This window comes from Arthrobacter sp. ok909 (genome assembly GCF_900104405.1).
GTDB lineage: Bacteria > Actinomycetota > Actinomycetes > Actinomycetales > Micrococcaceae > Arthrobacter > Arthrobacter humicola.
The window spans coordinates 1-21,721 of the sequence record NZ_FNJS01000002.1 but is presented as its reverse complement, the minus strand read 5'-3'; the positions used below and the strand labels follow the sequence as shown (position 1 = coordinate 21,721).

Annotated in this window: 20 protein-coding genes and 1 tRNA gene; 5 read left to right on the top strand and 16 right to left on the bottom strand. The window is 66.8% G+C overall.

The window, feature by feature from the left end:
- Positions 1-19 precede the first annotated feature (19 nt).
- Positions 20-1,261, bottom strand: coding sequence for an MFS transporter (locus tag BLR03_RS02335; RefSeq protein ID WP_091248921.1), 1,242 nt, complete (start codon positions 1,259-1,261; stop codon positions 20-22).
- A gap of 175 nt (positions 1,262-1,436) precedes the next feature.
- Here BLR03_RS02335 and BLR03_RS02330 point away from each other — a divergent pair, with 175 nt between their 5' ends.
- Together BLR03_RS02330 and corA are read left to right on the top strand one after the other, a co-directional pair.
- Positions 1,437-1,976 (top strand): Lrp/AsnC family transcriptional regulator, encoded by a 540-nt coding sequence (locus tag BLR03_RS02330; RefSeq protein ID WP_091248919.1) that lies wholly within the window; start codon positions 1,437-1,439, stop codon positions 1,974-1,976.
- A gap of 7 nt (positions 1,977-1,983) precedes the next feature.
- Positions 1,984-2,979, top strand: a complete 996-nt coding sequence (corA, locus tag BLR03_RS02325; RefSeq protein WP_091248916.1) for a magnesium/cobalt transporter CorA — start codon at positions 1,984-1,986, stop codon at positions 2,977-2,979.
- 28 nt (positions 2,980-3,007) lie between these two features.
- Here the strand turns inward: corA and BLR03_RS02320 are convergent, their stop codons facing one another.
- The 10 genes from BLR03_RS02320 to galU all read right to left on the bottom strand — a co-directional run bounded on the left by BLR03_RS02320 (position 3,008) and on the right by galU (position 10,709).
- Entirely contained in the window at positions 3,008-3,331 is a 324-nt protein-coding gene (locus BLR03_RS02320; RefSeq protein WP_091248913.1) for a hypothetical protein, read from the bottom strand.
- 173 nt (positions 3,332-3,504) lie between these two features.
- On the bottom strand, positions 3,505-4,092 hold the full coding sequence (locus BLR03_RS02315; protein ID WP_091248910.1) for a hypothetical protein: 588 nt from the start codon (positions 4,090-4,092) through the stop codon (positions 3,505-3,507).
- 196 nt (positions 4,093-4,288) lie between these two features.
- Positions 4,289-5,881, bottom strand: coding sequence for an ABC-F family ATP-binding cassette domain-containing protein (locus BLR03_RS02310; RefSeq protein ID WP_091248908.1), 1,593 nt, complete (start codon positions 5,879-5,881; stop codon positions 4,289-4,291).
- A complete protein-coding gene (locus BLR03_RS02305) occupies positions 5,878-6,348 on the bottom strand; it encodes a GatB/YqeY domain-containing protein (RefSeq protein ID WP_091248904.1) in 471 nt (156 codons plus the stop codon). The genes BLR03_RS02310 and BLR03_RS02305 overlap by 4 nt, the downstream gene beginning before the upstream one ends.
- 25 nt (positions 6,349-6,373) lie before the next feature.
- A complete protein-coding gene (locus BLR03_RS02300) occupies positions 6,374-6,742 on the bottom strand; it encodes a hypothetical protein (protein ID WP_091248901.1) in 369 nt (122 codons plus the stop codon).
- Between the two features lie 134 nt (positions 6,743-6,876).
- A tRNA-Ala gene (locus tag BLR03_RS02295) sits at positions 6,877-6,949 on the bottom strand.
- 46 nt (positions 6,950-6,995) lie between these two features.
- Positions 6,996-7,904 carry an SDR family oxidoreductase gene (locus tag BLR03_RS02290; protein WP_091248899.1) on the bottom strand — a complete coding sequence of 303 codons (909 nt, stop codon included), beginning with the start codon at positions 7,902-7,904 and terminating at the stop codon, positions 6,996-6,998.
- Between the two features lie 120 nt (positions 7,905-8,024).
- On the bottom strand, positions 8,025-9,047 hold the full coding sequence (locus BLR03_RS02285) for a hypothetical protein (RefSeq protein WP_254788122.1): 1,023 nt from the start codon (positions 9,045-9,047) through the stop codon (positions 8,025-8,027).
- 118 nt (positions 9,048-9,165) lie between these two features.
- Complete coding sequence (locus tag BLR03_RS02280) at positions 9,166-9,786, bottom strand: GNAT family N-acetyltransferase (protein WP_091248894.1); 621 nt, start codon at positions 9,784-9,786, stop codon at positions 9,166-9,168.
- Positions 9,787-9,791: 5 nt separating this feature from the next.
- Complete coding sequence (gene galU / locus BLR03_RS02275) at positions 9,792-10,709, bottom strand: UTP--glucose-1-phosphate uridylyltransferase GalU (protein WP_091248892.1); 918 nt, start codon at positions 10,707-10,709, stop codon at positions 9,792-9,794.
- 106 nt (positions 10,710-10,815) lie between these two features.
- On the opposite strand from galU, the gene BLR03_RS02270 reads away from it, so the two are divergent.
- The 3 genes from BLR03_RS02270 (at position 10,816) to BLR03_RS02260 (ending at position 12,997) form a co-directional block, all read left to right on the top strand.
- Complete coding sequence (locus BLR03_RS02270; RefSeq protein ID WP_091248889.1) at positions 10,816-11,454, top strand: 5-formyltetrahydrofolate cyclo-ligase; 639 nt, start codon at positions 10,816-10,818, stop codon at positions 11,452-11,454.
- Positions 11,455-11,603: 149 nt separating this feature from the next.
- Entirely contained in the window at positions 11,604-11,861 is a 258-nt protein-coding gene (locus tag BLR03_RS02265; RefSeq protein WP_091248888.1) for an FmdB family zinc ribbon protein, read from the top strand.
- Positions 11,862-12,400: 539 nt separating this feature from the next.
- A complete protein-coding gene (locus BLR03_RS02260) occupies positions 12,401-12,997 on the top strand; it encodes an RcpC/CpaB family pilus assembly protein (protein ID WP_254788121.1) in 597 nt (198 codons plus the stop codon).
- 211 nt (positions 12,998-13,208) lie between these two features.
- Here BLR03_RS02260 and BLR03_RS02255 read toward each other — a convergent pair whose 3' ends face one another.
- The 5 genes from BLR03_RS02255 to BLR03_RS02235 all read right to left on the bottom strand — a co-directional run.
- Entirely contained in the window at positions 13,209-17,561 is a 4,353-nt protein-coding gene (locus tag BLR03_RS02255) for an AAA family ATPase (RefSeq protein ID WP_091249393.1), read from the bottom strand.
- 308 nt (positions 17,562-17,869) lie between these two features.
- Positions 17,870-19,459, bottom strand: a complete 1,590-nt coding sequence (guaA, locus tag BLR03_RS02250; protein WP_091248885.1) for a glutamine-hydrolyzing GMP synthase — start codon at positions 19,457-19,459, stop codon at positions 17,870-17,872.
- Positions 19,460-19,588: 129 nt separating this feature from the next.
- Complete coding sequence (locus BLR03_RS02245; RefSeq protein ID WP_091248883.1) at positions 19,589-20,098, bottom strand: DUF3817 domain-containing protein; 510 nt, start codon at positions 20,096-20,098, stop codon at positions 19,589-19,591.
- On the bottom strand, positions 20,095-21,054 hold the full coding sequence (locus tag BLR03_RS02240; protein ID WP_091248880.1) for an SURF1 family cytochrome oxidase biogenesis protein: 960 nt from the start codon (positions 21,052-21,054) through the stop codon (positions 20,095-20,097). Before BLR03_RS02240 ends, BLR03_RS02245 begins: the two co-directional genes overlap by 4 nt.
- A 141-nt stretch (positions 21,055-21,195) precedes the next feature.
- The coding region (locus tag BLR03_RS02235; protein WP_139184457.1) for an HNH endonuclease signature motif containing protein at positions 21,196-21,721 on the bottom strand (526 nt) is incomplete at its 5' end.

Sequence of the window (21,721 nt, the reverse complement as noted above, 5' to 3'; positions counted from 1 at the left end):
CCGGCCCGTCCCCTGGCCGCTAGGCCCGCCGGCGCAGTGCGGTCCGCAGTGTGATGCCCGCCAGGGTCAGCGCAGCGGCGGCGCACACCACGACAAAGCCGGCGACGGCGCTCTGCAGCCCCACCATCCCGGTCGCGAGTCCCAAACCGATCACCGGGATGGCGCTCCCGAGGTACGTGATGACGTAGACAGTGCTGATGATCTGGGCATGCCGGGCGGCCTCCACCTTGCCGGCAACATCGTTGAAGACGGTCCGGAATGCCACGCCCTGCCCCACGCCGGCAGTGATGCTGGCCAGAATGAGCAGCCACGGGCTGCTCCAGGCGGCGGCAGCGGCGATCATCAGGACTGAGATGCCCAGGACGGCCAGGCCCGCGGGCACGGCGAACCTGCCCCGGACGGCCAGCAGCTGGCTCAGGGCTGAGGAACCCAGCGTCAGTCCGGCCAGCAGCCCGATCAGCGGCCGTGAATCTGCGTGGACAATCTGGGCAAAATATCCGGGCGCGAGCGAGAGACAAAAGCCGAAGACGGTGAAGCTCAGGAAGCCCACGGACGAGGCCAACCAGAAAGCGCCCCGCGCCTCGCTGGAGACGGACGGACGCCGTGGCGCCAAGACCCGCAGCGGCTGAGGACCGGCATGCAGGCTGATGGCGGGCCGCGCTTTGAGCAGGTAGAGCGGCACCAGCACGGCGGCGAGGACCACGGAGTGCACGTAGTACGGCGTCGAGGTCGGCCCGGGCAGCAGCGACAGCATTCCGCCGATCGCAGGGCCGGCGGCAACGCCACCCGCCGAGGCCAGGAGGGTGAACCTGGAGGCCCACTCGGGCCTGCTGGGCAGGAGTTCGCGGAGCGCGGCAGAACTTGCGCCGGTGGCAAGCGCTACGGCGATGCCCTGCAGCGCACGCCCGACGGAGAGCGCCACGAGGCTGTCCGCGGTGGCGAAGACAAAGCCGCCGGCCAGGCCCACCAGGACCGCCAGCATCAGTGCGGCCCGGCGTCCGATGTGGTCGGACCAGTGGCCGGCCAGGACGAGCGTGGCCACGAGCGCCAGGACGTAGGCCGAGAACGCCACCGTGACATCGAGTGACGTAATTCCGAGCTTTGCCTGCAGCAGGGGGTACAACGGCGTGGCAAGATTCGCGCCGACGAGCAGCGTGAAGATCACGACTCCGGCCATCACGAGCCGTGCGGTGGTGGACGCGTCCCAGCCCCAGCGGTCAGCTGTGGCCGGGCGCATGCGGAGTTCACTGAAGACTGTCATGTCCGTGCCCTTGCAAAATATCGGGCCAGGCTTTCCCTTTGTGGAGGAACAGCCCGGCCCGGTCGAAGATTGGTACCTATAGGATGCGACACCAGTGAGCTGCATGGCCAAGTTTTGTGCCAGAATTGAGCAAAACAGTCATTCTCAGGCTGTCAAAGTGAACCGGAGTGATGATTTGAACAGTCTGGACCCCACCGACCTGAAAATCCTGCTGGAACTGATCCGGGATCCGCGGATCCAGATCGGCGACCTCAGTGATGCCCTGGGCATCGCGCGGAACACCGCCCAGTCGCGGGTGCGGCGAATGCTGCGCTCGGGCATACTGCACGACGGCGGCCGTGAGATCGACCTCGAAGCGGTGGGCTACGACGTCGTCGCCTTCGTGACCATCGAGGTCAATCACCGGGAACTCGACGGCGTCGTGGGCGCCTTGCGGCTGATCCCCCAGGTGCTGGAAGTCCACGAGATCTCCGGGCGGGGTGATGTCTGGTGCCGCGTGGTGGCGACCGATACGCATAACCTTCAGGCCGCCCTGCGGTCGATCCTGCGGATCAAGGGAGTCATCCGTACCGAAACCGTGTTGGCGCTGCACACCCATATCCCCTATCGGACCGAACCGCTCATCAGCAGGCTTGTCCAAGGCAGTGCCCTGGTTCCCGGCCGGTCCGCGTCGCGCCGGGGCGGCGCCGACGAACTCCAGGTGAACACTGGATAATGTCCCGGTGACTATCATCGACAACGCCGTCTATGTTGACGGAATCCGTGCCGTCGAGCCGCGGAACCTCGAACAGACCTTCGAGGCCCTGACCGAGCACGGCGGCATGGCCTGGATTGGCCTGTACCGGCCTACGCCGGACGAAATGTCCGCCGTCGCGGCGGAATTCGGACTGCACCGTCTGGCGGTGGAGGACGCGATTTCCGCGCACCAGCGGCCCAAACTCGAGCGCTATGACGACAACCTGTTCACGGTGCTCCGCCCTGCCCGGTATCTGGATGAGACCGAGACCGTGGAGTTCGGCGAACTGCACGTCTTCACGGGCCGGAATTTCGTGGTCACGGTCCGGCACGCCGAGACGAAAGTGGTGGGCGAGGTTCGGCGCCGGCTGGAGAGCCGCCCGGACCTGCTGTGCCACGGCCCCGAGGCGGTCCTGTATGCACTCATGGACCAGGTGGTGGATGATTATGGGCCGGTAGTGGCCGGGCTGGAAAACGACATCGACGAGATCGAGGACCAGCTCTTCAGCGGCGACCCGCTGGTATCCCGGCGCATCTACGAACTCGCCCGCGAGGTCATCCATTTCCAGCGCGCCATTCATCCGCTGCCGGCTATGATGCACCAGCTCCGGCGCGGCTTCGAAAAGTACATGGTGAACACCGAACTGCAGCACAGCCTCCGCGACGTCGAGGACCATGTGGAGCGGCTGATTTCCCGCGCCGATTCCTTCCGGGACCTGCTGCAGAACGCGCTCACCCTGGACGGGACACTGACCGCCAACCGCCAGAACGAGGCCAGCGCGGAACAAAACGAACAGGTCAAGAAGATCTCATCGTGGGCCGCGATCTTCTTCGCACCGACGTTCGTGGCCGGGCTCTACGGCATGAACTTCGACGTCATGCCCGAACTGCACTGGACGCTGGGCTACCCGATGGCAGTCGCGCTCATGGTCGGCACGGCGGCGCTCATGTACGCAATCTTCAAGAAGAAGGGCTGGCTCTAAGAAGGTCCCGTTCTGCCAACGACCGGACCTAACCCGACGTCCGCCTGTTCCGAGCCTGGGCCACGAGCCGGCGGAACGCCAGGACGAAGATGACCTCTATCACCACCATGAGCCCGAGCAACAGCCACTTCCCGCTGCCGATGAAGACGATGGCTCCGGTGAGGACCAGAATGCTGCCGAGCGCCAGGGAGTAGACGGCAAATCCGAAGGCCACCCGGGCGCTGCGGACGCCCGTCCGGAAGCCGAAGCCTTGGGGTTCCCCGCCGGGGTAGCCGGCAACGCGGTCCGGGCCAGCCGGCTTGAGGCTGTCAAACTCCTCCCACGGATCGCGGTCCTGCTGCTGGTCGGTCATGCTTCCATTATCCCGCGGACCCGGCACCCCGCGCCCGGCGGCGGGCCTGCGGTGTCATTTTTCCGCGGTGTCGTTCCGGGTCCTGGAATTTCCGGGCCGTGGCATTTTCGGGCCGTCACGACGGCGGGGGCCCGGACCAGTGGGCCGGACCCCCGCTTTGCAGGGCCTTCTAACTAGTCGTCGTGGCCGTGGCCACCGGAGCCGCCGTGTTCGTTGGACGTGCCGGCGTGGTCGCCGCCACCATCACCGCGGTGTTCGGCAGCGTTGGTTTGACCAGCGGCGCGGTGCGCGTCAGCGTTCTGGTGTGCCCATCCGCTGTTGCCGTGCTCTTCGGCCGGTGCCGGAGGAGTAGCCGGTGCCGGGGCTGCGGGTCCAGTCGTAACGCTCGGCTCCGCCGTCGGGGAGTCAGTCGGCTCAGACGTCGGGGAGTCGGTCGGCTCCGCAGTCGGACTGTCGCTCGGCTCAGACGTCGGGGAGTCAGTCGGCTCCGCAGTCGGACTCTCGCTCGGCTCAGACGTCGGGGAGTCAGTCGGCTCCGCAGTCGGACTGTCGCTCGGCTCGGACGTCGGGGTGTCGGTCGGGCTGTCGCTCGGCTCCGCCGTCGGGGAGTCGGTCGACGTCGTCGACGTGGGGTCAGCCGGGAAATCGGCGGTCGCGGCAGCAGCCGCCGCGCCTGCCCCGCCGGTGACGACGACGGATGCAACTACTACTGCCTTGCCGGTCGTGCCCAGTGCGCTGAGCCAGCCGAAAATTCCTGCCATGGGAGATTCCTTTCACAACGGATAGTGAGACCGCTGCCGGTCCCCCACCGGCAGCCAGCGCCACATTACCCTTCAGAATCAGCCGTCTTGTGGCTCATCAGCCGCTTCTGCCCCATCCTGAGCCAATGCTGGGCAAACGCTGAGCTTCCGTTCATCTCCGCGTTCTTTGAATCGCGTTCTTTTGTCCGGCGTCCACTCAGGCGGCGCGGACGTCAACCTCGCCGGGTTGCGCGCCGTCGCTGCCGAAGACCAGGTGACGATTGGCGATTTTCTCACTAAAGAAGCGGTCGTGACTGACCACCACCACCGCCCCGGGGAAGTGGAGCAGTGCCCTCTCCATCACTTGGGTGCTGGTCATGTCGAGGTGGTTGGTGGGCTCATCGAGGAGCAGCACCGAGGCCCCGGACAGAAGGCACTGAGCCATGGCGACACGTGCTTTCTGTCCACCGGATAGGTTCCCGATCCTCTGTTTGAGGTCGGCCTCGGAGAACTGGAACATCGCGAGGAACCTGTTGACGGACTTCTTCGTGGCGCTGAAGGCGAGGCTGTCCGGCAGCGCGTTGACCGCATGGGACACGGTGTCGGCGTCGTCGAGCTCATCCAGCATTTGGTTGTATGACACAAAACCGGGCCCCTTGGCCCAGGCTACGTCGCCGGAATCCGCCTGTTCCTCGCCGGTCAGGACTTTGAGGAGCGTTGACTTGCCGCTGCCGTTGGAGCCCAGGACCACAATCCTGTTGCCGCGGCGGATCTCAAAGCTCAGGTCCTCGAACAACACTTTGTCGCCGTAGGACTTGCCCAGCGCTTCCACGCGGCAAAGGACATCCTTCACGTGCAGGCCGCCGTAGATCTCCGTGACGATCTGGTCAACCGGCCGTGGCGTGCGCGATTTCTTGATCTTGGCGAGCTGGTTCCCAAGCCCGCGGCTGGCGGCCTTGGTGGCCTCGCGGCGGTCGGCGATGCCCTCTGCTTCGAAGGCCAGAAGCTCGGATTCATGGACGAACTGCGCCTCGAGCGTCTTGAGCCGGAACTGCTTCTGGACAACGTACTCAGCGAAATTTCCCGGGTACTCGTGCAGGTGGAAGTTTTCCACCTCAATGATCCGGGTGACGACGGCGTCAAGGAATTTCCGGTCGTGCGAGACGATGATCGCAGCGCCCTTGAAATCGCGGAACCAGCTTTCCAGCCATTCGACGCCGGCCACATCCAGGAAGTTGGTGGGCTCGTCGAGAAGCAGGACGTCCGGGCCCTCCAACAGGATCTTGGCCAGGGCGGCGCGGTTTCGCCAGCCGCCGGACAGTTCGTCAATCGAGCAGGTGCGGTGGGCCTCGCTGAACCCCAGCGTGGTCAGGACGGTGTCGATGCGCCGCGTGTAGTCCCATCCGTCGAGGCGGTCCATGTCCTCGAACAGCTCGGCCTGACGCCGGATCAGCCGGTCGAGTTCGGCGCCGTCAGGGTCCGCGGCAATGGCCGCGTCAATAGCCGCGAGCTCGGCCTCGGCAGCCTTGATGTCGACGAACAGGCCGTCAAGTACCTCAAGGATTGTCGCCTCGCCGTCGAGCTCGGAAAACTGGGAGAAGTACCCCACCCTGGTTCCCTGTTCCACGGTGACCGTTCCGGCGTCCGGGGAGACCTGGTCCAGGATCAGCTTGAGGATGGTCGTTTTGCCGGAGCCGTTCTTGCCAATCAGGCCCACCCGGTCTCCCGGTTCGAGGCGGAAGAACGCCTCGCGTAAGATTTGTGCGTTCTCGAAGCGGACCCCGACGTCATGCAGCCGGATCAGGCTCATTGCTGCGAGAGACGGTTGCGCACGATTTCGCTCACGGCTTTGCCGTCAAATCGTCCGGCCACCTTGGCGGTGACAGGCTTCATCACTGCCCCGAGCTGGCGAAGGGACAGTTCGACGCCCTCGGCCTTGAGTGCGGCGATGGCCTCGTCCACGATCGTCTCGACCTCCGCCGCGGTGAGCGCCTTAGGCAGGTAGGCCTCGATCACCTCGGCCTCGGCGATCTCGGCGGCGGCACGTTCGGCTTCACCGGCTTCGGTGTAGATGCGGGCCGTGTCGCGGCGTTTGGCGGCTTCCTTTTGCAGGAGGGAAGTCACTTGCGAGTCGTCCATGACAATCGGCGTCTTGCCCGACTTCTCCCGGGTTTCGATCTCGCCCAGGACGTTGCGCACAGTGGTGAGGGCAACCTTGTTACGGTCCTTCATGTGGCTCACGACGTCGGCGTGCAGGCGTTCTTTCAGGGTGGTCATTGTTCTCCTCGTGTCACCTACAAGGCTAACGGCAGAACCCGTTGGCCCCGATCGCCGAGAGAATCCGCTGGGCTTCCTCGTCCGAGACAACCGGGACGTCGCCGTTAGTGAATGCCGCCTTTGCCGCGGCGATGAGCTGGTCCGCCGACGATTGCCCCAGCAGGCGCCCGCACAGGCCGCGGGCCGTCTCGACTGCGTGATCGTTCGACAGGCGCGGGTTGATCCGGGCGAAGGCGGCCAGGAGCGCGTCCTGCTGGGCCGGGTTCGGTTTGGGAAGCGACGCCGCCAGCCCCGTGGACCTGCTGCCGGCGGTCGGTTCTGAAGTGGGGGCGGCGGAGCAGGCGGCCAGCAGAAGAGCCAGCAGAACCAGAGCGAGCGAGAGGGTGTTCTTCATGGTTCGTGGCCTTGTCTACAGTGGATTTCCGCCCTGGTTTGCGGCACTGGATTCCGGCGCTGGCGTGGCTGTCGCGGGCTGCAACGTTCACAGGGCCGCCACGGCAACTGTTCCGCCGGGCCGCCCATCAACTGTGGAGCTAAGGAGATTCGAACTCCTGACCTCTTCGATGCGAACGAAGCGCTCTACCAACTGAGCTATAGCCCCGAAGCAACGCCGGTCCTGTCGGAACGGCGTTGCCGGTGTCCCTAGGCTACAAACTATCTGCGTGGTTTGCCAGCCAGCCACGGAATGTCTCGGTACCGTGTCGCGCTTCCGGCTCCAGATTGAGCCCTGCGCGCAGGTAGCGGCCCATCGCCCCCGGCAGCGGCAGGCGCACCAGACGGCCCTTCGCGCCGGTGGCCCGTTGCCATTCCCGGGCGAAGTCGGCCATGTCCCTGGCTTCCGGGCCGCCGATGGTCAGCACGCGGTGCCGCGGGCGCCCCGATTCAGGCGTGGGTGCCGTCGCCGTCTCCGGCTCCGGCGCCCGGCCGCGCCCCGGATCCGGTGCGGGCTCCAGGGCGGCCTCCAGGAGCACCGCACCGACGTCGGCCGGTGAGACGGGCTGGAACCCGGCGCCCCTCACCACCGGGATGACCCTGACCTTTGATCCGGCGCCGAACTTCATCGCCAGCAACGAGTGAAACTGAGTGGCCCGCACCACCACCGTCTCGAGCCCGGACAGCTCGTAGACGTGCTCCTTCGCCGCCTTCGAGCGGTAGAAGGCATGGCTGCTGCGATCACAGTTCACGATGGAGAGCATCACGGCCCTGGCCGTGCCCGCCTCCTGGGCGGCGGCCAGAAGCCGCGCGCCGCCGTCGGCGAAGTTCCTGCGCGCTTTCCCGGAGCGTCCCTCCAGGCAGTCGATCACGACGTCGGCCCCAGCCAGGGCGGCCGCGAGCCCGTCCCCCGTCGTCACGTCCGCGCGGAAGTATTCGGCTCCCCCGACGTTGCCGGCCGTGTTGGTGTCGGCGGCGATGCTATCGGCGGTGGTACTGCCGGCGGTGCCGGCCCCGAGTGGGTGGCGGCTCAGCACGGCCACGGAATGCCCGGCGTCGAGAGCCTGACGCACCACCTCACGGCCCACTTGGCCGGTTCCACCGGCGACGCAGATCCTTGTCATGACCAGAGGCTACCGCAGCGGCCCGTGCAGCGCTCCCTGCCGGGGCGCTGCGGGGAAAGGAAAACCCCGGACAGCCATCATTGGCTGCCCGGGGCAGAGACTCCGGAAGAACGGAACGAGTCAGGCGCGTCGCCGTTGAAGAACGTCGTCGAGGTTGCTCAACGCGCTCTGGGCCTTGCTGAGCTGCTTCGTCTCGGGATCGTCGGCGATCCGGGGATCGGAGCCGGCCGGCCGGGCCGAGGCCTGCTTGAGCGACGGCTTGCCGACCGCTTTTGGTGCCTGGGGCAGGTCCAGCGGCTTGGGGGCCGCGCGTTCGGCCTTCGGCGCTTCGACATACGTGGGTTTGGGAACGTCCACGGGCTCCCAGCTCGCGCCTTCCGCAGGTGCCGTCGATGCGACTGCCACAGCTGCCGCGGTGTCGCCCGAGGCTGCCGCTTCGGCCAGGGCTGCCTGGCGGAGATCCAGTGCGGTGAGCGGCTTGGGCGACGGTTCCGGTGTGGAGCGGTCCGCTTCGGCGTCGAAGAGCGGACTCTCGGGCCGCACGCCGGGGCGCTCCGCAGGAAGGGACGGGGTCTCGTCGGGCACCGACTTGCGCACAGGCCTGTGCGCCGGGCTGCCCATGGCTGCACGGAATGCGGCGTTCATTTTCCGCCGGCGGTCGCGGACAGCCAGACGGCGGAGCACTGCCACGGACGCGACGGCGCCCACCAGGGCTGCCACCGGCAGCCATCCGGATCCGACGCCGAACAGTCGAAGGAGCGCGGACACCACGCCGGTGAGCAGGGAGAGCATCCCGGCCAGCGCAAGCATAAGCCGGCCCCAGCGAATCCTGAACGCCGGGGAGGCGGCCGCGGCCAGCGGGCTTGCACCGCGTGTTTCCGTTGGCGTCTCCCCAGGCCCTGCGGTGCCGCCGACAGGTTCTGCGCGCCGGGTGATGTTCATGGGCTTCTCCTGCTGCGCCGCCATTTTCATAACCTTCCCCGCTTGTGGGTCTACTGGTTCTATGTCGATGACGTCCGCCAGGAATTCGCCTGCAGGCTGCAGCTGGTGGCGCCCGTTCCGCAGAACGTAGGGCGCCACCCATACGATCCAGAGCGCAACAGCAATGACAAGGATCACAGAGCTGCTAAGAGGGAAGTCCACACCCAAAACCGTATGAGGTATATGGGGTGCTAGGCCGCATTGTCAGGGGTGTGTCGCGGGCGCGCCGGCAATTGGTCCGGGCCGGGGCGTAGTGGCTGGTCAAGCGGCTATCACGGGCTCACGCCGGCCGACTCCGCAACCACCGGGCGAGAAGGCCTTCCGGCACTTCCTCAGCCGTGAGCGCGAAGGTGCGGTGGTCGGCCCATTCACCGTTGATGTGCAGGTATCGGGGCCTGAATCCTTCGTCTCGGAACCCGAGTTTTTCCACCACTCGCAGGCTCGGCCCGTTTTCCGGCCTGATGTTGATTTCCATCCTGTGCAGGCCAAGGGTTCCGAAGCAGTAATCCGTCGCCATGGCCACGGCGGTGGGGGCAATCCCCCGGCCGGCCCGGTCCTTGTCGACCCAATAGCCCAACGTCGCCATCATGGCCGATCCCCACACGATCGAGGACACCGTCAGCTGCCCCACGATCACAGGCTTCTCGTGACCGGGCCTCCATTCGGCGATCACGAACGGCAGGGCCGTGGCCTGTGCGGCCTGGGCCTTCAGCGACCGCACCATCTGCCGGTAATCCGGCAGACCGCCGCCGGGGACCGGGTTTGATGCCTCCCAGGGGGCCAGCCACTCGCAGTTGCGTGACCTAAGCGCTGTCCACTCTTTGCGGTCGCGGTACCGGATAGGGCGCAGCACGATGTCGCCGCTCTCCAGAGTCACCGGCCAGGTGAAGCTGCCCCCCACGGGAATTACTTGGCGAGGCTGGGGGTAAGGCTGGACGCGAAGCCGGGCAGCCATTCGCGCAGGCCCGGGCCGAGGTCCTCGCTGTCGCAGGCGAGCTGGACACAGGCCTTGAGGTAGCTGAGCTTGTCGCCGGTGTCGTAGCGGCGGCCGCGGAAGACGACGCCGTACACACCGTAGCCCTCGCCGGTGCCGCTGGAGAGTTCCTGCAGCGCATCCGTCAGCTGAATTTCGCCGCCGCGGCCCGGCGCGGTGCGCTCGAGTACTTCAAAGACGGCCGGGTGCAGGACGTAGCGGCCAATGACCGCGAGGTTTGACGGGGCGTCCTCGACGTCGGGCTTCTCCACGAGCTGCTTGACGCGGACGTACTCTTCACCGGCGATCGCCTCGACGTCGGCGCAGCCATAGGCGCTGATCTGGGACGGGTCCACCTCGATCAGCGCGACCACCGACCCGCCGGTTTTGGCCTGGACTTCGATCATGGTGCTGAGGAGCTCATCGCGGGCGTCAATAAGGTCATCGCCCAGGAGCACTGCGAATGGTTCCTGGCCGACGTGCTGCTTGGCCCGGAGGACCGCGTGGCCAAGGCCCATGGGGTCGCCCTGGCGGACGTAGTGGATGTCGCCGAGGTTGCTGGCGGCCTGGATGGACTCGAGCTTGGCCGTGTCACCCTTGGCTTGGAGGGTGGCTTCGAGCGCGGGAACGCGGTCGAAGTGGTCCTCCAGCGCCCGCTTGTTGCGGCCCGTGATCATCAGGATGTCGTTCAGACCGACATTCACGGCCTCCTCGACGACGTACTGGATGGCCGGCTTGTCAACGACAGGCAGCATTTCCTTGGGCATGGCCTTCGTGGCCGGAAGAAACCTAGTACCAAGGCCCGCGGCGGGGATGACGGCCTTGCGGACGGAAGCATTGGGTGTATTCACTCGACTAATCTAACGGAGGGACCAATCATTGCGTAATTATTCGGCCTGCCCCGCGGGCCCCCTGACGTTGCGGAGCAGGCTGCACGATGCAGAGGACGGACCAGTCATGGCGTCAAAAGACGAAATACGCTCCAGCCACAGGGCAAGGCGTGCGGCGCTCCCGTTGGACGCGCTCGATGCCGCAGCGGCAGGCATCGCCCGCCACGGGCTCGAATGGGCATCCGATCTGACCGGCGGCCGCCGGGGTACCTTCGCCGCATATCTCGGCGTGGGCGCCGAACCGCCCACGCTGCCGCTGCTGTCAGCCTTGGTCGATGCCGGGCACCGGGTGCTCCTTCCCGTCTGCGAACCCGAACTCGAACTCAGCTGGGTGTACTGGACTCCGGAATCCGGGTTTGTCCGCAGCCGGTTCGCCCCCATCCAGGAGCCTGTTGGCGAGCGCCGCAGCACCGCTGTGACGCTGGACGCGACCGCAATCTTCCTCCCGGCCACTGCAGTGGATTTCTCGGGCAACCGCATCGGACAAGGCGGCGGCTACTACGACAAGTTCCTTGCCACCCTAGCCGCCCTGTCCTCCGCGTCCGGCTCGTCCGGGTCCGGCGGGGCGTCCGACGCCGTGCCGCTGCCGACCGTCGCCGTCGTCTACGACACTGAGGTACTGCCCGCGGGCAGCATTCCCGCCGAGTCCTTCGACCGGAAGGTCGACGCGGCGCTGACACCGGGCGGGATCATCCGGCTCCGCTGATCCGGGGTCCTGCGAGGGTGATAGAATTAGCACTCAGGCCCTGCGACTGCTAAGACGGAACCCGCCGACAGGTATATCGAAAGATATATCGACCGGGTCCCGACTCGACAGCACGGGACCTGCTCGTTTGTCCCAGAGGAGGATTTCCAGTGCCCACGTATGCATATGCCTGCAAGGACTGCAGCCACGCCTTCGAGATCGTGCAGTCGTTCAGCGACAACTCCCTGACGTCCTGCCCCGAGTGCCAGGGCACGCTGCGCAAGAAGTTCAACAGCGTCGGCGTTGTGTTCAAGGGCTCCGGCTTCTACCGGACCGATTCGCGCGACACCAAGGGCAGCACGGTTGCCCCGGCCCCCGCTGCAGCTCCCGCGCCCGCAGCGGCGCCTGCCCCGGCCGCTGCCAGCTAGGTCCCGGGGCTGCCGTATGCGCAGCCCTGGTGCACCGTTTCCGGACGGCACCGGCCCCCCGTCCGCGTAGCCTCCGGCCGCCGTCCGCGAGCGTTGTTCGCGAAAGACACTGCTGCCATGTCAGCACCGCAGCCGCAGTCCCTGTGCCGTGCAATCGCGCACTAACGCCGGCATGCCGCGGCCCGCACAGTTTTCCTGCCTCCCGTTGTCCACATAGGCAGTTCCGCGACTCCCGCGAGCATGCCAGAGTCCGTAGCGTGGCAGCCATGGCACCCTCACTCAACCCGGCTTCCTGGCCGTCTTTCAAGGCCTCTTCGTTGCCGCCCCGGCCCCGGAACGGAATGATGCCCGCCAGCCGGGCACGCGCTGGGAGCCGCTCGGCCGGCCTGCTTCCGGCCACGTTTCCTTCTGCCGGCGGCTCCACCCGCAATCACCCCCGGCCCGGGAAGCCGCCCCGGCAGCGGTTGCCGCGCGGCAGGACGCCGCGGCGCCGCCTGAGCAACTGGTTGAACCGGAACCGCCGGCTACTGGCGGCGCTCATGTTGTGCATCGCCGCTGGCCTGACTGTTCAGCAGCTAACTCCTGCGCCCGCCGACACCGTCACTGCGTTCGCAGCTGCAGCCGATCTTCCCGCCGGAAAAACCCTGGAACCCGGCGACGTCCGCATGATCAGCATCCCGCCCGGGCTAGTGCCAGCTGGCAGCCCGGACGGCGAAAACGCGTTCGAGGGCAAGCGGTTGGCCGCACCGCTGCGCCAAGGCCAGCTCCTCACCGACGCCCAGATCCTTGGCCCGGGCCTGCTGGCCGGGAGCCCGGCCGGTTCCGCGGCTGTACCGCTCAGGATGGCGGATGCTGCGTCTATCCGGCTGCTCTCCCCCGGACAACTCGTCAACGTGGTGCTCACCGTCGGCAGCGGCTTCGAACAAGCCTCTGAAGGCCGAATCTTGGCCGAAGCCGTCCCTGTACTGTGGACCTCCGTGCAGGGCGGCAAGACGGGCCAGTGGCTGGCCACCGCGGACGCAGACGCGGACGGGCTGATCGTCGTGGCAGCCGCGGACGATCAGGCGCGGCGGTTGGCCGGCGCATCTACCCAAGGCAAGCTGTTCTTCGTGCTTGTGCCGGCAGCGCCGGGGTGAGCAGCTGGGTGACGGGCGTGCTCGCGCCATGGCGAGCGCCCGGATAAGGGCCTGACCGCCCGGCCGATAGTCCGTGCATCGGATGACCGCCGGCTTCGGGGCGAGCGCCCGGCTAAGTCCCTAACCACGCGCCCGGATAAGGGCCTGACCGCCGGCCGCTTGTCCCTGAGGCCGATTGCGTTCGCCGGCTACTCGGCACCGGCCATACATCTCACCCCCAGTGCGGAGGCTTCTGCTCCTGGAGCCACGCGTCGTGGTCGTAATTCTCCGGCTGGTCGCCCCAGCGCCGCGGGTCGTCTTCGGCCGCCTTGTTCGGTAGCACTGCCCCGGCAGCCGTGGCCGGCGCCGCCGCGCGCCGGGACTTCTCCTTTGCCGTCGCCTGGTCCCGCGCTTCTCCTGCGGGCTGCCCCGCGGCCTGCTCCCCCGCCGCCGGTTCCCCGGCAGCCGACCCGGAGTCGCCGTTCGCTTCAGCCGCGGTAGCGCCGGTGCTGTTCTGGATGTCGCCGTCTGCACTCATGCCGCCGGACTCCTTACTGCCTGTACTGCCTGCCATGCCATTGTTGCCGGTCGTTCCTGCACTGTTTGTGGTCCCAGTCTCTGGCCTCAGCAGGGGCGTAGCGCCTGCCTCATGCGCCTCGCCCGGACGCCCGGCAGACTGGGTGGACGCGGTCTCGCGCCCATGAAAATCATCTCGCGCCGGTGCGCGCCCTGAGAAGACGTGGCTTTCCTGGCCCCGGGCGTCGTTGATCGCCAGGTTCTCAATGTCGTCATCGAAAGACCCGTGGGATGCCCGGAGCCGACTGGACACGGCAGGCTTCTCCAACCCGAGGTAGCCGCCAATCCGGTCGGCGCAGGCCGATGGATCAGTGAAGACCTCGATGGTCCACAGCGGCATATAACGCCAGCCAAGCCGCTCGAGCAGTTGCGGCCGGAGCCGGCTCCGTTCGCGGACGCTCATTCGCCGGTAGTGGCCGGTGCCGTCTGACTCAATCGCCACAGGACGGGGAATCTCCGCATCGTCCTGGCCGATCGTGGTCATCGGATCGGCGGCGGCCACCATGTTGAGGACGCCGTCGTACTGGTGCCACACGCGCGCACCGCGGGCCCGGAGCCGGTCACCCAGGTCTGCCACAAGCGGATCAGCGCCGAGCGCCTGCTCGCTGGCGGCCGCCCGGGAAGCGGGGCTGCCTAGATCCGTATTGCCCGCGATCTCGCGGTCCAGTAGTTCGTAGAAATCCACGGCACCATGGCTCAGGCGGCTGACGTCGAGGTCCTCGGGGCGGAAGCAACTGAGCACGTGCAGGGATCGCCGCGCACGCGTCATCGCCAAGGCGAATTTAGCGCGTCCGCCGTCGGCGGAGAGCGGTCCGAGGCTGTGGAGCGTACGTCCGTGCGGCGTGCGCCCATAGCCCGGGGAGAAAATGACGTGGTCGCGGACCAGTCCCTGGGCCCTTTCCAGATCTACCACGCGGAAGGATTCCTCCCCTGCCGTGAAGAAACTGCCAAGCATCGGGTAGTTGGGCAGCTGGGCCCGGATGGCTTCGCCGATCCGGGCGGCGTGACGGAGGCTGCCGGTCACCACAGCCAGCGAGGTCCGGGGACGAAGCCGGGCGTGTTCGAAGACTAGCTCCACCGCACGGTTCACCTCGGCAACTACCGATTCAACGCCGTCGTGGTCGGCGCTGGGCAGCCCAGTGCCATCGGGAAGGTATTCCACGCTGAGGGCGCGGTCGAGGCCTGTGGCGGATTGCCCTTCCGGGAGCCGGGTGAGTTCCCCGCCGTAATATCCCTTGCTGAGCTGGCGCACCAGGTCTTCATCGACCGCGCGGTACACGGTCCTCAGGTTCCACACGGGCAGTACGCCAGTCAGCGCACGGTAAGCGCTCTCGACGCTCTGGTAGGAGCTCTCCCCTGCGGCGAGCCGTTCGACCCCCACGGTGAAGGTTCGTGGGCTGGCGATCTGCTCATCCCCGAAAGCGATGACCTGCCGGGCCCGTGCGATAGCCGGGAGGACGGCCTGCAGCGATGTTGTCTCGGCGTCCAGGATCACTACGGCATCAAAGGTCTGCTCGATCGGCAGGAGGCCCGTCATGAGGTACGGGCTGACGGACCATACAGGCACGAGTGTGGGCAGCAGCTCCTGAGCCTGGCCGCTGAGTGCCGCAAGGGTAACCCTGCCGTCCTTCAGCAGACTGCGCAGCAGCTCGGCCTGGCGCGGGTACGCTTCGATGGCCGTGCGCCAGCGCTCGGACAGGTTCCACCGGAGCCGGGCAGCGCCGCTGGCGATATGCGCGTTGTCAGCGAGCCGGTACTCCGCTTCCAGCTGGCGCAGGGCGTCGCCGTCGGACATGGCGAGGTAGTCATCGCCGCTAATCATGGCTTCCAGGGCCGACTGCCACCAGGCCAGCTCGAGTTCTGCGGTCACAGATCCCTCGGGGACCTCACGCTCGGCCAGGTCGGCGAGCAGCTCGCCCAACCCGTGCTCGCGCATGCTCTCGACCAACAGCGTACGCTCCGGGAGGGTTTCGAGTGTCGCGGTGTCGGCGACGAGTCGCTGAACGCGGGTCAGGAGATCGGCGTAGGGCACGCGGTCCAGATCGCCGCCCGCGGCGGTGTGCTTGACTGCCTGGCCCAGTTCGGCCAGTTCTGACTCGAGCTCCCGGTAGAGGCCGGAGATTTCGGCCAGCCCGGACGGCACGGCAGGGTGCCGCTGCGTCGTGGCATAACCGGCCCATGCGGCGCGCTGCTCCTGCACGAGGACAAGGGAGCTGTGCAGGTCAGCGATGTGCACGCCGGGCCGGACATATTCCTTGGCCACCCGGCGCAGGCGGGATCGCTGCATGGAGGGCATCTCGATCCCCCGTTCCCGGCGCCAGGAGGAGGGCGCCGTGGCAGAGATGAGGTCATGGACGGGGCGGTCAAAGATGTCGGGAGTGAACTTGTCCAGGCTTTCGCGGACGGCCACGAGCAGTTCGATCTGCTCGCCCCATTCGGTGAAAGTCCCGCCGAGGCGGATCTCGGCGTGTTCTGCCACCTCGTCCATTCGCCCGCGCAGCAGCGGCAGCTTCTCCGCGACGGACCGTGCAACGGCCTGCGCTTCCTGCGTCTCCTTGCGGGTCAGGAGCCGTGCTCCGTGCCAGGGGCTGGTGGTCGACGCACGGCTGAAACCGCCGAGCTCGGCAGCGCGGCGGAGCCTGCCGGCGAGCTCCTCGCGGTCCCGGATGTTATCCAGCACGCTGCGCTTGAGCCGGACCGTCGTGGCTGGCGCCGGCTGGATGGAGGTCAGTTCGGCCAGCGACTGCATGGCCTCGTACGGGGAACAGCCCCAGCGTTCCCGGACGTTGTGCAGCGACGCAACATGGTCCATCAGGGCGTGCCGGTGCCCCGTCAGCGTGGCGTGCAGGTTGCTTAGCTGCGGTTGGAGCGACTTCTCGTTGCGGACGATCGCCCGGACCAGCTGCCCCTTGAGCTGCAGCGGACTGGCATTGCCGGCGAGCTGCAGCAGTACGGAATCCAGGCCGAGGCTCTCCAGCTGGGTGGAGATTTCGGCGAGGCTGGCACGCCGGTCGCCCACTACCAGGACGGTTTTGCCCTCGTCGACGAGGGCGCCGATGGTGTTGATGGCGGTCTGGGTCTGGCCGGTGCCCGGCGGGCTGCTGACCACCAGCGAGTCGCCCGCCCGAACGGCGTCGACGACGTACTGCTGGTCCGTGTCGGCGTCGAGCAGCAAAAGCTCATCGGCGGGGTCCCGCTCATCCGTGCTGGGGAAACGCCCAGGTTCAAGCACGGGCACCTCGACCAGTTCGCCGGAACCGGATCGGGCCAGGGCGGTGACGAGGGGGTTGTTCGGGTTGATCCACGGATCATCCAGGTTGCCGGAGAGGTCCGCAAACGTGGAGACGAGGAGGTTGTGCTCTATCTCAGCACCGGCAATCGGCTGGATCAGCGTGCCCAGGCGGTCCAGGACGGGCTGGGGGTCATAACGCGCCGTGCTGTAGGCCATCCGCGTCACCGCGCTGACGTCAAAGACGATCCCGTGGACTGACTTGAGGTGCCGGATCAGTGCGGGGTTGATCTGCGCCTGTTCGGTGAGTTGCAGTTCATAGTCGTCCTCGCCGGGGCGCACCGTGAGGGAAATGGAGGTGAGCATGACCGGGGCGGAAATTCGCTGCGGTTTACCTCCGACGGCGGACGTCCATACGACCGTGCCGGCGGAGAAATAGCCCGCGTCAATGCCGCGGTCGTTGGCGAGTTCGAAGATTTTCGAGCGCAGGTTTCGCGAGGCCCTGGCGGCAACCACGTACTGCTGGCGGTCCCGGATCAGGGTTGAGAGGCGGGTGCGCCGGCCTGCCATCAGCTGGGCAAGCCCCGACGGATGGGCATGGGTCAGGTCAATCGAGCCTTCGGGCGTCTTGGTGAAGCGCAGCATCGTATCTGCTCCGGTGACGGGTTTGAGCCCCGACAGCCATTTCCTGAACTCCTCGGAGCCCTCGGGGTGGCCTTGACCAACTGACACTGCTGCCTTCTTTTCTGTGCTCGACTTCTCTGTGCTGGATGAATCCATGCTGGACTTCTCCGGGCTGGATTTCTCCCGGCCGGATTCCTCCATGCCGGACCGCGGCGCGCTCGACCTTAGCGCGTTCGACGTGTCAACGCGTGTCTGTGTTGCGTCCGCGCTTTCCATGGCCGCGTTTTGTGTGCTCGCGGTTGTCTGGCTCGCGCGGGACGCCTTGGACCATACCGGCATGCCTTCGAGGGTAGCCCGAATCAGGACCACCTGCGGGGCCGCAACACTGGGCGGTGCGAAATTCAACTCGAATTGCCAGAAACAAAATGAAATGGCCGGCCTCGAAAGGCCGGCCATTCACACTGCTATTCCCACTCGATGGTTCCCGGCGGCTTGCTGGTCACGTCCAGCACCACGCGGTTGACGCCGTCCACCTCATTGGTGATCCGGTTGGAGATCCGGGCCAGGAGATCGTAGGGCAGCCGCGACCAGTCCGCCGTCATGGCGTCCTCGGAGGACACGGGACGGAGCACGATCGGGTGTCCGTAGGTGCGTCCGTCGCCCTGGACGCCTACGCTGCGGACATCCGCCAGCAGCACGACGGGCATCTGCCAGACCTCGTTGTCGAGTCCGGCCGCGGTGAGCTCGGCGCGGGCGATCGCGTCGGCCTTGCGGAGCAGGTCCAGGCGTTCCTTGGTGACGTCGCCGACGATCCGGATGCCCAGGCCGGGCCCGGGGAACGGCTGGCGGCCGACGATTTCCTGCGGGAGTCCGAGCTGGGCGCCGACCGCGCGGACCTCGTCCTTGAACAGTGCGCGCAGCGGCTCAACGAGTTCAAACTGCAGGTCCTCGGGCAGGCCGCCCACATTGTGGTGGCTCTTGATGTTGGCTGCACCTTCGCCGCCGCCGGATTCGACGACGTCGGGATACAAGGTGCCCTGGACGAGGAACTTGATCTTTTCACCGTGCGCCGCTGCCTCGGCGATGATCGCCAGTTCGGCTTCCTCGAAGGCTCGGATGAATTCGCGGCCAATGATCTTGCGCTTGGTCTCGGGATCGCTGACACCGGCCAGGGCGCTCAGGAAGCGCTCCTGCTCGTTGGCGACGTAGAGCTTGACGCCGGTTGCGGCCACGAAGTCGCGTTCGACCTGTTCGGCCTCACCCTCGCGCAGCAGGCCGTGGTCCACGAAAACGCAGGTCAGCTGGTCGCCGACCGCGCGCTGCACCAGGGCGGCAGCCACTGCTGAGTCGACGCCGCCGGATAGGCCACAGATGACCTTGGAGTCCCCGATCTGCTCGCGGATCCGGTCAACCTGTTCCTCGAGAATGTTGCCTGCAGTCCAGTTCGGTTCCAGCTTGGCGCCCTTGAACAGGAAGTTCTCCAGGACCTGCTGGCCGTAGGCCGAGTGCTTCACCTCCGGGTGCCACTGCACGCCGTACAGGCATTTCTCTTCGTTGGCGAAGGCCGCCACCTCGGCGCCTGCCGTCGTCGCGAGAACCTCGAAGCCTTCGGGGGCCTCATGGACGGAGTCGCCGTGGCTCATCCACGTGCTCTGGTGCTGAGGCATGCCAGCCAGGATGGACCGGCCTTCACCCAGGGTGGTGGTCTCGGTGGCACCGTACTCGCGAAGACCCGTCTGGGCTACCTTGCCGCCGAGGGCGTTGGCCATGGCTTGGAAGCCGTAGCAGATGCCAAAGACGGGGACACCCGCTTCGAAGAGATCGGCGCCAACGCTCGGGGCGCCTTCGGCGTAAACGCTTGCGGGTCCGCCCGAGAGGATGATCGCGGCGGGGTTCTTGGCCAGCAGCTGCTCGGTGGTGAAGGTATGCGGAACCACTTCCGAATACACATTCGCTTCCCGGACGCGGCGGGCAATCAGCTGCGCGTACTGGGCACCGTAGTCAACAACCAGAACCGGCCTGTGGGACGTCTGGGATGCAGTGGGAGTAGTCACCCCACTAGCCTACTTTGCACCGCTACCCGCCCGCACATTGAGAAGCCGCTGTGGGGCCCGAATCGCGCCCCGGGTAAGCGAACTCACACGCCCGACGGCGGCTGCCGCCGTTCGCGGCGTCTCCCGGGCTCAGTAGCGCTGGGGAGCCTGCGGGTTCGCCGCGAGTTCGGCCTCAACCTCTGCATGGAACTTCTTTTCGACGAAGAAGGACAGGAACGGCACGACGCCGCCGAGGGCCAGGATCACCAGTTTGGTGAACGGCCAGCGCATGAGCGACCACAGCCGGAAGTTGGAAATCAGGTACACGACGTACATCCAGCCGTGCACGATCAGCACCGTGATGGAGAGGTTGACGCCCCCGATCACTCCTGGCGGCTCGGCGTCGGCGAAGCCCAGGCCGAACGGCTGGCCGGTGACGGCGTCGGTGCCGCCGGCGTAGAGGTACTGCCCGAAGCCGTACCGGGCGATCAGCTCGGCGCACAGCAGGAGCAGCATCGAGCCCGTCAGGTAGGCGAGCACTTTGTAGAACTTCAGGGCGGACCGGATTTGGGCCTCGGTGCCGCCGAAGCGGCGCTTCTTGCCGGTTGTCCCTGTGCCGTTGGTTGGCTGCGGCTGGATGGCAGGTTGGGGCTCGATCATGATTGCACTCTCGGGTCTGTGGGATAGGGGGCTGTGCGTTGCGCTTCGGCTGCCAGCGGCTGCGGGGCTTCGGAGGTGCCGGGCGCCTGTCCGGCCCGTTCCTTGACCGGTTCCTCGGCCGGGTCTGCGTCCGAATCAATGTCCGGTTGCGCGGCCGATTCCGCGCCTGATTCCGCGTCAAGGGCGTCTTCGAGGTCGCGGCGGTAGTCGTCTTTGACCAGACGCCACCAGATGAACAACGCGAACCCGGCAAAGACCACCCATTCCACGGAATAGAACAGGTTTAGCCAGTTGACCTGCTGCGCAGGCGGCTGCGGGCCAATCAGGAGCGGCTTGACGTCGCCTCCGGTGGCCAGCGCACTGACGTCGGTGCTGCCGGAGAGTTCAGTCTTCGCCGCGACAAATCCCGGGTAGCTGCTGACGCTCCAGTCGTTGATGAGTTCGGCGACCGAGACGGCACTCGCGCGGCCGAGCCCGGGGTCGGTATTCGCCAGCGGGGATTCGGACGGCAATAGCCGCCCGGTCAGTACGATGGTGCCCGACGGCGGCGCGACGGCGTCCGAGGGATCCGCGATCCAGCCGCGGGCGACCGGAATCCAGGTCTGCGGTGTGGCCCCGCCGCCCTTCAGGACAGGAGCATCCTTGACGGCGAAGGCGGACACGATCCAGTAGCCCCTGGCCCCGTCGTTCAGTCGCCCCGGGACGAGGACCTGTTTCTGGGGGTCATAACTTCCGGTGGCCGAGACCATCTGATCGGCCACCGAACCAGGGAAAAATCCGCCCGGTTGCAGGACCGACGTAAGCTGGCGAGTTTCCTCGGTTGTGGTGGAGACCGGGGCTTCGGGTTGTGTTGAGCGGCCAAACTGCCACTGGCTCAGCAGCACAAAGACCCCGGAAATGGCGATCGCGAACACGAGTCCTGCGATCCAGCGGGGTTTGAGGGCAGTTTTTAGCACCTCTTAACCGTACTTCGTCCCCCTGTAGAACAACGAAACGGGCCGACGCCGGACCCCGCTCTCCCTGACCCGGCAACGACGAGGTCGACAGGACCGGACCTAGTTGAGGTGATGTCGAGCTTGCCGTCCCCCGGGCCGTGGTCATGCGGCCCGGGCAAGTCGGGCGGGGGTGAAGTAGTGGTTGCGGCGGGGTTTTTGGCCCGGGTCGATGTGGGGTGGCGGGATGAACCAGGGAACCCCGGTCCGGAGCCGGATGGTCCACGCCTCTTTGTGGATCAGGTGGTGGTGATGGGAGCACAGCAGGGTTCCGTTCTCGGTGCCGGTGGTTCCGCCGCGGGACCAGTATGTGATGTGGTGGGCTTCGCACCAGGGCGCGGGGATGGTGCAGCCGGGGAAGGCGCAGCCGAGGTCCCGGGCGATGAGGGCTTTGCGGAGGTGGGGCGGGAAGAGCCGTGTGGCGCGTCCGATGTCCAGGATCCGTCCCTCACCCCCGAGCAGGACGGGGATGATGTCGGCGTCGCAGGCGATCTTCCGGATGGTGGAGGCGGTGACGGGTCCGGTGAACAGCAGCGAGCCCGTTTCCCGCACCGCCCCCGCGGGCCGGAACGCCCCACCGGCCGCTGCCTGACTTTCTGTCGTGCCGGTCTGAGCGGCCGCACCGGTTTCG

What these genes read in the sequence shown, in the direction of transcription:
- BLR03_RS02315 (WP_091248910.1), bottom strand. Translation starts at nt 4,092, where the DNA reads ATGGCAGGAATTTTCGGCTGGCTCAGCGCACTGGGCACGACCGGCAAG.
- BLR03_RS02320 (WP_091248913.1), bottom strand. Translation starts at nt 3,331, where the DNA reads ATGACCGACCAGCAGCAGGACCGCGATCCGTGGGAGGAGTTTGACAGC.
- BLR03_RS02335 (WP_091248921.1), bottom strand. Translation starts at nt 1,261, where the DNA reads ATGACAGTCTTCAGTGAACTCCGCATGCGCCCGGCCACAGCTGACCGC.
- BLR03_RS02255 (WP_091249393.1), bottom strand. Translation starts at nt 17,561, where the DNA reads ATGGATTCATCCAGCACAGAGAAGTCGAGCACAGAAAAGAAGGCAGCA.
- BLR03_RS02305 (WP_091248904.1), bottom strand. Translation starts at nt 6,348, where the DNA reads ATGACCACCCTGAAAGAACGCCTGCACGCCGACGTCGTGAGCCACATG.
- BLR03_RS02300 (WP_091248901.1), bottom strand. Translation starts at nt 6,742, where the DNA reads ATGAAGAACACCCTCTCGCTCGCTCTGGTTCTGCTGGCTCTTCTGCTG.
- BLR03_RS02310 (WP_091248908.1), bottom strand. Translation starts at nt 5,881, where the DNA reads ATGAGCCTGATCCGGCTGCATGACGTCGGGGTCCGCTTCGAGAACGCA.
- BLR03_RS02245 (WP_091248883.1), bottom strand. Translation starts at nt 20,098, where the DNA reads ATGATCGAGCCCCAACCTGCCATCCAGCCGCAGCCAACCAACGGCACA.
- BLR03_RS02260 (WP_254788121.1), top strand. Translation starts at nt 12,401, where the DNA reads ATGTTGTGCATCGCCGCTGGCCTGACTGTTCAGCAGCTAACTCCTGCG.
- BLR03_RS02290 (WP_091248899.1), bottom strand. Translation starts at nt 7,904, where the DNA reads ATGACAAGGATCTGCGTCGCCGGTGGAACCGGCCAAGTGGGCCGTGAG.
- BLR03_RS02270 (WP_091248889.1), top strand. Translation starts at nt 10,816, where the DNA reads ATGGCGTCAAAAGACGAAATACGCTCCAGCCACAGGGCAAGGCGTGCG.